At 44.1% G+C, this 13070-nt stretch carries 11 protein-coding genes; 6 read left to right on the top strand and 5 right to left on the bottom strand.

Going from position 1 to position 13070, the window contains the following annotated elements; all coding sequences use genetic code 11:
• Positions 1-126: 126 nt before the first annotated feature.
• A complete protein-coding gene (locus JV36_RS0115210) occupies positions 127-1671 on the top strand; it encodes a hydroxymethylglutaryl-CoA reductase (protein WP_032094938.1) in 1545 nt (514 codons plus the stop codon).
• 177 nt (positions 1672-1848) lie between these two features.
• Here JV36_RS0115210 and JV36_RS0115205 read toward each other — a convergent pair whose 3' ends face one another.
• Entirely contained in the window at positions 1849-3309 is a 1461-nt protein-coding gene (locus tag JV36_RS0115205; protein ID WP_200883165.1) for a M20/M25/M40 family metallo-hydrolase, read from the bottom strand.
• Positions 3310-3553: 244 nt separating this feature from the next.
• Entirely contained in the window at positions 3554-6076 is a 2523-nt protein-coding gene (locus JV36_RS0115200; protein WP_032094936.1) for a S8 family serine peptidase, read from the bottom strand.
• Between the two features lie 475 nt (positions 6077-6551).
• Here JV36_RS0115200 and JV36_RS0115195 point away from each other — a divergent pair, with 475 nt between their 5' ends.
• The 5 genes from JV36_RS0115195 to JV36_RS0115175 are packed head-to-tail and all read left to right on the top strand — an operon-like array spanning position 6552 to position 10192.
• On the top strand, positions 6552-7064 hold the full coding sequence (locus JV36_RS0115195) for a minor curlin subunit CsgB (RefSeq protein ID WP_032094935.1): 513 nt from the start codon (positions 6552-6554) through the stop codon (positions 7062-7064).
• 30 nt (positions 7065-7094) lie between these two features.
• Complete coding sequence (locus JV36_RS0115190) at positions 7095-8540, top strand: curlin (RefSeq protein WP_032094995.1); 1446 nt, start codon at positions 7095-7097, stop codon at positions 8538-8540.
• A 40-nt stretch (positions 8541-8580) separates the two neighbouring features.
• Complete coding sequence (locus JV36_RS0115185) at positions 8581-8973, top strand: CsgE family curli-type amyloid fiber assembly protein (protein ID WP_032094934.1); 393 nt, start codon at positions 8581-8583, stop codon at positions 8971-8973.
• Positions 8967-9422 carry a curli assembly protein CsgF gene (locus tag JV36_RS0115180; protein WP_032094933.1) on the top strand — a complete coding sequence of 152 codons (456 nt, stop codon included), beginning with the start codon at positions 8967-8969 and terminating at the stop codon, positions 9420-9422. The genes JV36_RS0115185 and JV36_RS0115180 overlap by 7 nt, the downstream gene beginning before the upstream one ends.
• A gap of 8 nt (positions 9423-9430) precedes the next feature.
• A complete protein-coding gene (locus JV36_RS0115175; protein WP_032094932.1) occupies positions 9431-10192 on the top strand; it encodes a CsgG/HfaB family protein in 762 nt (253 codons plus the stop codon).
• A gap of 34 nt (positions 10193-10226) precedes the next feature.
• Here JV36_RS0115175 and JV36_RS0115170 read toward each other — a convergent pair whose 3' ends face one another.
• From JV36_RS0115170 to JV36_RS0115160, 3 genes are all read right to left on the bottom strand, one after another.
• The gene (locus tag JV36_RS0115170) at positions 10227-10904 is read right to left on the bottom strand and encodes a response regulator transcription factor (protein WP_032094931.1); all 678 of its coding nucleotides are present in this window, start codon (positions 10902-10904) and stop codon (positions 10227-10229) included.
• A 144-nt stretch (positions 10905-11048) separates the two neighbouring features.
• A complete protein-coding gene (locus JV36_RS0115165; protein WP_032094930.1) occupies positions 11049-11999 on the bottom strand; it encodes a VWA domain-containing protein in 951 nt (316 codons plus the stop codon).
• Positions 11999-13057: a VWA domain-containing protein gene (locus tag JV36_RS0115160; RefSeq protein ID WP_032094929.1), complete on the bottom strand. Its 1059-nt coding sequence runs from the start codon at positions 13055-13057 to the stop codon at positions 11999-12001. Before JV36_RS0115160 ends, JV36_RS0115165 begins: the two co-directional genes overlap by 1 nt.
• Between the last annotated feature and the right edge of the window lie 13 nt (positions 13058-13070).

Genomic DNA, 13070 nt, shown 5'->3' with positions numbered 1-13070 from the left:
GGGATCTGCAGTAACCTAAGCATTGGCTTAGAAAGTGTCCTAATAAGATGAAAAAGAAAAAATAGAAAACAAATGCCAATGAAATAAATAAGAAATAGAAAACGTATACGCTAATAAGGAAGTCTCATGTTTGTGCCCAGCATATTATTAAAACAACTCTACACACGCGCCAGCCTCTCAAAAACAAGCACGGGGTTATCGTTCTCGCTTAAAAACAGATTAAAAGACGCAACCATTGAAAAGCTGCATTGGGTTTCTTTGGATGGAGAGAAAATTCCAGAAGATAAAATTTCACTTCAACTTACTCACGATACGTTTTTACCTGCAGCTGAACTTAATCAATCTGACGGTAGGCCCTTCGCGCTTAGACAAACCATCACGCTACATTTAGATATCGAAAAAGACGCGTGCCCGGAAAAGCGAAAGCTTGGGATCTGCTTTTCTGCATCTCCGTTTGGAAAGTTGAAGTTTGAGGTAGAGGACAATATTACGTTAGCTGGGCAACGCAGCGCACATATACCGCGAGATGATTTAGACGATTATGGCGAGTCTATTATTAAAACTCGTCAGCAATACTTTGAAAGCGCCACCGGTAATAAGGTCAATCATGTAGGGAAGTATTCTATCGACCCCAATGATTTGAAAGGCAACATCGAACACTTTATTGGCGTAGCTCAGGTGCCAATTGGTATTGCAGGCCCTGTAAAAATAAATGGCGAGCACGCAAAAGGTGAGTTTGTTGTGCCTTTAGCAACCACAGAAGGTACCTTGGTGGCATCGTATAATCGAGGTATGAAGTTGTTAAACATGAGCGGCGGCGTAACTGCTACCGTTGTTGACGATGCCATGCAGCGGGCGCCTGTGTTTATATTTGAAAATGCCCGAGGTGCAAGAGACTTTGTGAAATGGGTACAGGAAAATATTGAAAAAATACGTGAAGAAGCTGAGGCCACGTCCAGTATTGCTCAGCTGACTTATATCGACCACTTTCTGTCTAATAAATTTGCCTTCCTTCGCTTTAACTACCGTACGGGCGATGCAGCCGGCCAAAACATGGTGGGTAGAGCCACATTTGCTGCCTGCGGGTGGATACTGGACCACTATGAAGGTATTGAGAATTTCTATTTGGAATCGAATTTCGCTACCGATAAAAAAGCGTCACAAATTAATATTATGCGTACCCGCGGTAAGCGCGTAACTGCAGAGGCCACCATTAAGCGTGAGCATTTGCTAGAGGTGATGCGGGTTGACCCTAAACAAATTGATTATCATGGACGAGTGGCGGGTGTAGGCTCATTCTTATCTGGCGTAAACAATACTGGCCTGCATTCACCAAACGGTATCACTGCAATGTTCATCGCCACGGGGCAAGACGTGGCAAACGTGTCCGAGTCATCAGCGGCAATTATGTACTCAGAATTAACCGAGGAAGGAGACTTGTATGTCTCTATTACCATACCGTCGTTAATCGTGGCTACCTATGGGGGCGGTACCGGTATTGGTACCCAAAGAGAGTGTTTAGAGCTGCTTGATTGCTATGGCCGCGACCGCGTGTATAAATTCGCTGAAATCATTGCATCGGTAGTACTGGCTGGAGAGATATCGTTGGCCTCAGCCATAAGCTCGTCTGACTGGGTGTCTTCTCACGAGCAGTATGGACGTAATAGATAACTACAGTCCTTATAGAAAACGTGCGGTTGTGGCATGCTTTAAAGCACTATTAAGGCATGCTTAAAGCCCGCTTACTCATTAGATGAGAGAGTCGCGTTTAACAAACGCGATTCTCTTCACCCTTACTCACGTTTTAGTATTTACTTGCACAGCGAATACTGCCCAGATCAAACCCGCTTAGCGATCATATTCCGATAAAATGGCGGCATACATCGCTACCGCATCCCACAAATTCTGCAACCGAAGGTTTTCATTGCGACCATGCTGGTTATTATCATGGTTAGCGATGGGCAGAATAATAATGGGCATATCAAGCGCCTGCTCAAATAAATATATGGGTAAACTGCCGCCGAGAGTTGGCGTTAGGATTGTTGGCTGTTCGTCCATACTATTCATGATAGCTGCTAATTTTTTTGCTTGTGGACTATCTATTTTTGAGCGAAAGGCAGGGTAGGCACCAGCGCGCCAATCTAACATCACCACCTTATTGTTTTCCCGGCGTAATGTAACGCTAGGCGGTTCATGCACAATGGTGTAACCCTGATTTTTGATGTGTGCTTCCATTTTCTTGCGCAAGAATGCTGGCGTTTGGTCTGCAGCTAATCGCATGTTAATAGATGCCGTGGCTTCTGACTGTATTATATTGCGCGCCTGATTACCTACGCCACCGGCTTGCAGTCCTTTAACGATAATGGCTGGATTAAGCACGCCTTCCTCTACTCGTACTGTTTTACCCAAGCTTTCAGCAATGGCTAAGTCGTATTTAAGCTGCTCATCCACTGCAGGAATGTTGGCGATTGCCTGTCGCTCCACTTCACTGATAGGACGCACTTCATCGTTATAGCCATCGATTAAAATAGTGCCCTGTTCGTCGGTCATTGAGGTGAGCAGGCGCATTAATCCATCGGTAGGGTTTGGAGAGAAATTACCGTAATGGCCGCTATGCAGTGGGCTTAATGCACCATAAGTGGTGATATCTACGGTCATGCTGCCGCGCATACCAAATACTAACTGCTTATTTCTGCTTGGGTGCATTGGACCGTCGCAAAATAGCATGAGGTCGGCAGTCATCTTGTCGCCATGTTCTTGTAAAATAGTCTCTAATGTTGGACTGCCCACTTCTTCTTCACCGTCTAAAATAAGTTTTATATTTACGCTAGGCGCTACGTTGTGGGCTTCCATAGCGTCTAGTGCTGCCATTAGCGCAATAACTGGGGCTTTGTCATCGCCAGCTGAGCGAGCCGCCAGTCGCCATTCTGGGTTTAGTGGCGATTTGCCGTCCCAATCAACGGGTTTACCACCACGTTCAATGGGCTTATCAATCAACGTAGGTATAAAAGGCGGTGTGGCCCAGTTCGCAGGTTCCACTGGCTGTCCATCAAAATGGGCGTAAATGAGGATAGTCTTGGTCGCTCCCGGCACGCTTTTTTCTGCCAAAATATAAGGTGCACGACCAGCCGATACGACTTCAGAGGTAAACCCTCTTTGCGCAATATAGTTGGTTATCCACTTGGCGTTAACCAGCATGTCCTGTGTGTTAGCACTCACATTGGGAAGGGTTAAAAGAGACGTAAAATCTTGCAATATTTGTTGTTGGTTTTCTTGAGTGTAATTTTTGATTTCACTGAGAGTCTTCATTCGAGAACTATCAGCGATTGATGGCAAAGTGAATAACAAAAAAACCAATAGTAAGGAGTATTTAAGGCCGCGCATACATTACCTATAAATGGCAAACGAGTGGTTTAAAAGTAAGGCATTAGCTTGGCATAAGCAATTTTCTTTAACGTGGATGAGGAAGGCTTAAAGTAAAAAAAGCCGACCCTTCCTTAGGTCGGCTATTACTTAACTAACCATTACTGCTTAGCAGCAATGTCTTGTTAGCTTATAGGCTTACTGTCACAGGAGCAGAGCAGGCCGATGTTTCGTCACATACCATGTAAGTGTAATTACCAGGCTGCATACCTCTACTTCTATCGCGATAACGACCCGTGTTGCTTACTTCTTCAAGTAATTCACCGTTGCGATATACCATAACGGTGTCTGCTGTTGAGCCGCTATAAGATAGGTCAACGCGAAGCGAACCGAAGCGGGATAGCATTGCACGATCCACTTCTGCAACAATAGTGCTATTGGAAACTGCTACGGTTTCTGTCGCTACGTCAGTTTGACCTTCTGAGTCAGTTACCGTTAGCGTTACATCATAAGCACCTGTACCAGCATACACGTGGTTAGGGTTTTCTTCTGTTGATGTAGCGCCATCACCAAAGTCCCAGCTGTAGCTAACAATATCATCGTTCACGTCACTACTATTGTTGGTGAAGCTTACAGATAAACCAGACGCATCGAAGGTGAATGCCGAGTTAGGTGGTGTTGGACCAACTTCGCCTATACCGCTAACCACTAAGCTCCACGTATTGACTGTACCGTTGTCACCATTAAAGGTATCAAGCACATTCAGCGTCCAGTCACCTGTTGCTACTTCGCCATTGAATGCATCAGAGCTATAGGTCTCAACAATATCGTCTGTACCACCACCTTGGTTTTGGCGCAGTACGGTCGTGGTGCCTTGTGGTGAGGTAAGAGATAATACCAAGTCGCCACTGTAGGTGTGCGTAATATCCACCGAGGCCTGCATGCCAAATATGGTTAATTCATCTGGAATGTTGATAACAAGGTCAACACCAACGTCTTCTGGATCTTCCTCGTTAGGCAACGTTGGAACTGGCTCTTCTAAATACTCGTAAGGGAAATCGTTTAGGCCTTGCGGATAAACATATAAGTTTGCCGACTTCGACTTTTCGATATCGCCACTTACGCCATTAACGGTAAAGCTGTATTGACCCCATGCAGTGTCTTCAGAAGTGTTAACCACAAGTGAGACTGTATCGCCAGGCATGGCAGTGTTTGCGCTAAGAGAGGCAATATCGCTAGCCTCGGCTAATGATAGCTGTACTTCCTCATCATAGCCTGCGATAGAGCCAACTTCCACAGAGAAGGTATAGCTTTCACCTGCTTCCATTTCAGCTGAGCCAGGCGTAATGCCAAGCTTAAAGCCTGGTGTAGGGTCGGCCTCTTCAAGGGCGTTTAACACATTTAAACGGTTGCCTGAAACCGTGCGGCCATCTGCCCACAAGCTTGTCTCACCCGTTGCCATTAGCAACTCTTTCATTTCTGAGGGAGTCAGTTCTGGGTTCAAAGACCAAACTAAGGCAGCTGCACCTGCAACATGAGGTGTCGCCATGGATGTGCCAGAATAGGCCGCATAACCATTACCCGGTATGGTCGATAGTATTGATGAACCCGGTGCGGCAATGTCTACCGTTTCAATACCATATGAATAACCACTATCTCCGTCGGTGCGAGTAATACTTGCAACAGCCATCAAGCTATTAGTGGTAGTAACGTAGTTAGATGGGTAGTTATCTACATTATCGTTGTTCGAACCAGAGTTACCGGCTGCAGCAACAAAAAGAATTCCCGCTTGGCCTGCCACTTCAATTGCCGTCTCTAATGCTTCACTGTAGCCACCGCCACCCCAACTGTTGTTGGTCGCTTTAACATTAATACCGCGGTTTTCTTTTAGGTCGGTAAAGTAGTCAATACATTCAATCGCGCCCGCTGTCGAGCCAGAGCCATCTGCGCCTAAAAATTTACATGCGGCAATTGAAACGTCGTGGTTAACACCCACAACACCAACGCCATTGCCACCAACTGCACCTATGGTACCGGCAACGTGAGTACCATGGGAGTCATCATCCATTGGGTCGGTATCACCATTTACCGAGTCAATACCGTACACATCGTCGATATACCCATTGCCATCGTCGTCAATACCGTTGTCGGGGATTTCTCCAGGGTTCATCCACGCATTGTCAGCAAGATCTTCATGGTTGTAGTCAAGACCTGTATCTATTACGCCTATCACAACGCTACTGTCGCCCGTTGTGATATCCCATGCTTCAGGTGCATCGATATCAACATCAAAGGTACCACCGGCTTGTCCAGTATTATTCAGACCCCATAGGTCTCCATAAGACGGGTCGTTGGGAAGAAGCGCTTTTCGATATAAGTAGTTTGGCTCTGCAATTTTAATCGATGGATTTTTCTTCAAAATTTCAATGGCGTCTTTTACAGACTTTCCGCGTAGCTCCAATTTTGCAATGCGGCCACTTAATAGGTTTGAAAACCGATCGTCAATTTCATCTCTATTTGCATCACTAATGCGGGCACCCACCGATGAACGGGCACGCATTTTCTGGGCTTTGCTTACATTTTCTTTATAAACCACGATAACACTGTCATCGAAAATTTCGGCTTTTGAGGCATGTGCATGACTAGACGCCATTAGCGGAAGTAGGGCTAATGACAATGCTGAGAGGCCTGTTTTTAAAGGCGTTTTTTTCATAACTAGATTCCATAATTAGCTTAATACTGTAATCACGAAATCTTCTCGTTCGGTCTGGTATAACTAACGGTTAAAAGATATAGCGCAAATTTAAAAAGCTGCCACCTTTATCGTAAAAATTATATGAAAATACGACTTAACCACTAGGGAAAAACGCGAGTAAAGTAAAAAACTAGTACTTAATTACTAAGTGATAGACATTCTTTCTTATCGTTTGTTAAAAGAAAATGGGGAAATCGTTTACCGTACCCAATCACATAAAAAGCTAGTGGTCTTACCAATATTTATGACTGCTGTTTTAATCAAGATAAACTAGCACTATGGTACTAGGTTTAACCTCTAAGTCGTTGATTAAACGTTTTTTGCCTGTTTTCAATCTGTAATAAATACAACTTATTGGTTATAGATTATCAAAGCCTTAAAGAGTGTTATAGAGAAGTCACCTTTGTTGTTAATCAAGGAAGCAGTCGTTCTCATGGACAAGAAGTTAAAGGTTAAAAAGGGCCAAGTTGCTAAAAGTGTGGAGGCATTCAAAGCCGCTTCATTGGCAGTTATCACAGGGTGTAGCCTTCTAACTTTGCATCTTCCTGCTCATGCACAACAGTCCGACTTATCAACAAGTTCCGACATGGTGGAATCTTCTCTTTCAATAAGTCTGAATGCTCAAGCTATTACGATAGATGATGAAACGGTCTTCATCGCTGTCAGTCAGTTTGGGCTAAATAACATAACTAACATCATCCAGAGCGGCAACGGCGCAAACCTATCTAATGTTGTTCAAAACGGCAGCAATAATGAGGCAATCATCACCCAATTAGGTGAGGGAAATGTTGTCAATTTATTGCAGCAAAACAACAATAATTATTTCGAAATTATTCAAGATGGATTTGACAATGTTGCCAATGTAAATCAGTTAGGTGAACAGTCTTTCACTGTTTATCAAATAGGGAATGAAATGGTAGTTAACATCACCCAATACATAGAATGATGTGATTACCATGGGGAGACAAACGTGAAAATGAAAAGAACAAAAATAGCGAGTGCTTTACTTTTAGTTGCAGCGAGCGGATGGGCTTCAGCTCAGGAAGTTCCGGATTCAAAAGCGGTAGACTTCAAGGCTAATGCAGACTTTGTTGCAGCAGCAGAAGGCAATGCAATTACGCTAACTCAAACCGCGCCACAGGGAAATGAAGTAGGCAACGAATCGATCTTAAGTCAAGAGGGCGATCTTAACGCCATCGTTGTTGACGTAACGGGCGATGCCAACGAAGTACTCGCATCGCAAATGCAGTCGGGAAATACGCTTTTCGCAAGCATCACTGGTAACGGCAACTTCCTTGAGTCTGAACAAGACAGTTTAGACAGCACTGCAGAGTTTTTAATAGAAGGGGATGATAACGTAGCATCCCTCGTGCAATTGGGTGATGGCGGTCCGTTTGGCTTTATTTTTAGTCGTTCAATAAACAGCATATCGGGGAGTGGTAATACCCTCTCAATCTATCAAGGCGACGGTGGCAACTTTGCAGATAATGCTATTTTTGGAAACGACAATGCAGTGTTTGTAGATCAGAGTGGCGATTGGCACGAATCTTACGTTCGAGAGTTAAGTGGTGATGCCAACGAAATCGACGTTGTTCAAGATGGTTTCTACAACACTTCAGATTTAACCGTTATTGGTTCAGATAATGACATTGAAATAGACCAGGACGGCGACGAGAACGTGATTGGTTGGAGCATGGTCGGCGATGCAAACGTTCTTGAATTTGAACAAGACGGTAACGGCAATGAAATTGCCACTGGCGCATTTGATGGCTCAGACAATGAAGTTAACATCGACCAAATTGGTGATATTAACCTAGCTACGGTAGAAACTATTGGTGGTATTGCTAACACATTTGAAATTAATCAAGTGGGTAATAGCAACATAGCATATGCCGGTGTGATTGGTTTATTCAATGAGTTTGATTTAACACAAGTCGGTGATGCGAATGAAATTAGCGCGGTCAACTTCGAGGGCTTTTTCAATACAGTAGAAATTGATCAAGACGGCGATGCTAACCTAGCGCTGGCGCAGGCCGGTATTGGTGAATCAACATTTTTCGCAGATGACAATATTATCGAAATGTCGCAAGAAGGCATTGAAAACGTAGCGTCAGTAGAGCTGGCGAGTAATGCAAGCTCGAGTTTTAATGAGATAACGGTATCGCAGTCCGGTGAACTCAACCTTCTCGACCTACTTGTAAACGGTAATGACAATATGATTAGCGTGATGCAAGAAGGCGTTGGCAACTGGGTTACTGATGAGAGTGGCGGTCAGTTTGCTATTACAGGTGACGCAAACACATTTGAGGTAACTCAAATGGGGAATGATAACTTAGTAACAGGCAGTATAACGGGCAACGGCGGAACGGTAAGCGTTACGCAAGTAGGCGATTACAACGTCGCTACTGTTGTTCAAATGTAAGTGCGACAGGCCGAGCGAAAGCTCGGCCTTATTCAATGCAATGAAGTATTTGTATCGTTTCACATGTCTTACACTATTCATTAGTGTCTTTTCTCTGACGAGTCACGGAGCAGAAATCCGGCTGGGCGGGCTGCTGCTAGACAACAGTATCAGTCGTCAAGGTCACGAGTTTGCCTCTAGAATCAGCCAATACTGGCGAGAAGTTCCCGACAGTTCAGGTAAAAACTTAGTCGTAAAAGAGATTATCGTTCCCCAAGCAGGAACACTGCTTTCGGTAATATACGACAACAAAGTGGTTTACCAAACTTATATGGGGCGTCGTCAGGTGCCTATGGACGAGAAAGTGCAGCAAGCCATTGTTTTAGTGTTAGATGCTGTAGCGAACGCGAGTATTGATAGTAGAAGCCCAGATTTAGCAGGGGATGAATGGTAATGAAAAAAGGGACATTAATCACAGCATTGATAACCTTGGGAGCGGTATTTCAGTTTACTGCCCTAGCAACAGAATTGGTCTATGAGCCTATCAACCCATCGTTTGGTGGCAACCCATTAAACGGGTCGTTTTTACTCAGCAAAGCCAATTCACAAAATGCACACAGTGCGTCTTTAAATGAACGGTCTTATGACGAACGCTTACAGGAGTCGCTTGAACGTGCCTATATCAATCGTATTGTACGTGAGATAACCGATATTGCCTTTGGCGAGCAGGAATATGACGCAGATGGTAACCCCATAGACAGCATATTCAATCAAGACAGTATTTTTGTAAGTGGTGATTTTCAGGTAGAGCTGATCACAAGTAACCCTGATAGCATTGTAGTTAATATTACTAACTTGCTTACAGGTGAAGTTACGGTTGTAGAAATTCCACGGTTTGGGTAGGGAAACACATGAGAAGTACCGTATTTTTAGTATTGGCGTTTGTCCTTTGTGGCTGCGAATCAATCACTAACACATTGCCGCCAAATGCTTCCGCGGCAGATATTATCAAAGAAAGCAAAACACTATCGGAAGTGAAATCTTTACCTCCTCCCATGGGACAAATTCCAGTATCTGTTTATGCGTTTAGAGACCAAACCGGCCAGTATAAGCCAAGCAGCGGTGCGAGTTCATTCTCTACCGCTGTTACGCAAGGCGCTACGTCAATTCTTGTGCAAACACTGAGCGAGACTTCTTGGTTCTTACCAGTAGAGCGTGAAGGGCTACAGAACATTCTTACAGAACGTAAGATTATTCGTGCAGACGAGAATAATGACGGTGATCTCCCCCCTTTGACAACAGCAAGAATAATTATTGAAGGAGGCGTCATCAGTTACGACACCAATATTCGTACCGGGGGGGCTGGTGTTGAGTACTTTGGTGTTGGAGCAAGTGAGCTATTCAGAGAAGACCTTATTTCTATTTATATGCGGGCAGTTGATGTCAGAACCGGGCAGGTTTTAATCTCTGTCTCAACGTCGAAAAAAGTGCTTAGCCAAGAAGTCAGGGCTGGGCTATTTAGGTATGTGTCATTAAAACGATTGCTAGAGGCTGAAACCGGTTACACCACGAATGAACCTATGTTTGAGTGTGTGAAACAAGGCATTGAGAAGGCAGTGACTGAATTGGTCCTACGAGGCATGGATAAAGGTGTTTGGCGCTCTAAAACTTAGGCGCCGGCCATCAAATAAATTTTCTTACTAATAGCTAATTGCTGACTTGTTGCAGTTGACTAAATTGCTGCGCATACCATTTTATAAGTTCCACACGATTTCTACATTCAGTCTTTCTAAAAATGCTGTATACGTGGGTCTTAACGGTATTGACGCTAATGTGAAGGCAGTCTGCAATTTCTTTATTTTGAGCACCATCAGCCACTTTGCGGGTAATAGCTAACTCACGTTTTGTCAGCAATTTGTTCGGTGGCTGTAACCTTGCTAGCGGCTTTGTTTTTGCTAGTAAATTAGCGTCAATGTAACGACTCATTACCTCACGGCTAAACCATTTATTTCCCGCTTGCACTTGCTGCACTCCCCGTACAAGCAGTTCCAAACTATCTTCAATGTGAAAAACACCATTTATGCCATGTTGTAATGCTGCGTAGTGGAAATCAACGTCTGCTGCATACACGTTGAAGACGACCTTATTTAGGTCGGGAAAATCGTTCACAACTGGCAAATTAAGTAACGTTGTTGTACTGCAATAGTTTGCATCAATAAAAAAAGTGTAGGTATTGTTTAAGATACTTCGTGGAGGCTGAATAGCACCAGTGGTGACGGCAAAACCACACGACGGTAAGATACAAAGAAACCGTTCATAAGCCTCATCTCTTTCGCTAGCTATTTCGTGATTATTTCGCGTAAGAACAAACGCTTGATGTGACATGAAAACTCCTTTTCGTGTCTAAAGACATGACCCACTAAACCTTACGGTCTAAGGGAACACATTACAACATTGTAAGCACACTTCGCTTCGTAATTAGGCAATAAAAAATGTAACAAAGTAAAACAAGCTTCAGTAGTGACGCTCTTAAAAATACTGGCCTACAAACGCACCGCGGTTTCGCTTAGCAACGGCTTGCATAAAAGCGCCAAAGCGCTGGGCGTTGCCACTACCGCGGCTAAAACCTACCCCATGGATACGTATGATTGGCTTACCATCCGCACCAGCATTTGCCTGCGTTATTTGGGTTACCGTTCGGTCAAAATTGCTTAGCTGATAGTCATCACCAAATACATAAAGACTCACTTTCCCTTTTGTGTTTTTGTAGAGCTTTATTGCTTTTAAAATACCAGCTTCAGGTTGGCTCGCACCACCTTTAAAGCTTTGCATTTGGTTCATGGCTGTTTTTCTGAGCGTTGGTCTGTCGTCCAGCCATTGCCCAGCCTTACTTGAAAACATAAAGCCACCGTCGGCCGACATAATTTGAAAGCCTTTCATTTTTGGGTGGTTTTGCAGAATATCGTTAACAATGGTGATCACTCTATTCCAGCTACTTCCATTAGACATGGAGCCTGAGTTATCGATAGCAAAAATGACATATTCTGCGTCTGTGGGTATACCGCCTACATCATCATCGGGAGTATCTGTTGAATTAGGCGTATTTAACATGGCGGTGGCTTGGCGAATTTCAGCTCTCAGTGATGATGCCTTGTCTTGTAACTGCGTGATTGTTTGCTGGGCACGAGGTATGGAGGAGTTTAAGTTTTTTTGCTTATCGGTTACCGAGGCCGTTTTGCTTTGAGCCGATTTAAGTTCTTGTTGTTTATCTGAAAGTGCACCTTTCAGCGTTTCCACACTTACCTGTGCTTGCAAAACCTGGTCAATGAGAATACTTACGTTACTAGGACCTCGCTCGGTATCTTCAGTGCCATTTTTTGCAAGTAATACCAGCATAATAACCGCGCCGAAGGCACAGGAGATAATATCTAAAAACGCAATGTTGAAGACTTCTACGGGAGCTCGCTGAATTTTCCGCATTACGGCCACTCCGGTGCTGGTGAAAGAAATGTGCCGCTTGTCACTCGGGTCCATTCCCAATACATAGGTGTGGCAAAAGGGTCGCCCTCAATGGGCAATAGAATAACGTTGTAATGTACCCCTTTCTTCGCGCGCTTTACGGTTTCTACAAACAGTGCTTTTCTACAGTCAGACGAGATGGATTTTTTACTACTAATAAAGTTTCTGCAGCTCAGTGGTAAACCATCACCTAGTGTTGGTAGTCCGTCTGTCACAATGTAAACATCGGTTATGTTTGAATTAGCGTCAAACAATACTTTAAGCCCTTCTTGGAGATTTGTTCCTCCACTTGGTACCACTGCACCTAAATCTTTAACAATTGCATTCATAGAGCCACTGACTTTTGCACTAATGATTTTCCTGATCCCCAGTGTTTCAGCTGTATCAGAAAAGGTTACAACAGAAAGCCTTGATGTTTGAGGTACTCTTGCAAGCATCCACTGTGCCACTCGTTTTGTACGCACCCATTTGGGCGTAGACACTTTTTGGCCATCGCTTAACGCCAGTTTGCTCAACACATCAAGCAGGTTATCTCCCATCATTGACGCGCTTTTATCAACTAATATACCTATATCTGAACCTTCTATCCTAAGACCCGTTATATAGTTCTGTTCGCCGGTGCCCTGCATTTGAATATTGGCCGATTTTTCCACTTCTTTAGATAGCGCAGCCAGCTGATTTTCAAGATCGGCCACTACAGCCATTTCGGTAGACATATCTTGTAACAGCTTGGACTGATCTTGCGTGCTATCTTTTTGGGCTTGTTCAACATCGTCCTGCTTGGCCGATTCAAGGGCTATTTTATCGTTCACTTCATCTATTGATTTTTTAAGATGCTGCTGCTCGGTTTGTGCTGCCGCTAATTCTTGTTCCAGCTTTTCTTTTTCATCAGTAGGAGTGGGAGTGAACGCGTTAAAATCGACCAAAATGAATATAAGGATGACGGCGCCTAACCCGCATGCCATGACATCGAGAAAGGCAAGATTAAATCCGTCTACGGGTTTACGGGTTTTTGGCATGCTTACGTTGCTC

It is taken from the genome of Alteromonas sp. LOR, assembly GCF_000753865.1.
Taxonomy (GTDB): Bacteria; Pseudomonadota; Gammaproteobacteria; order Enterobacterales; family Alteromonadaceae; genus Alteromonas.
Note: the sequence above shows the minus strand (reverse complement) of the source record. Positions and strands in the feature narration are given on the sequence as shown.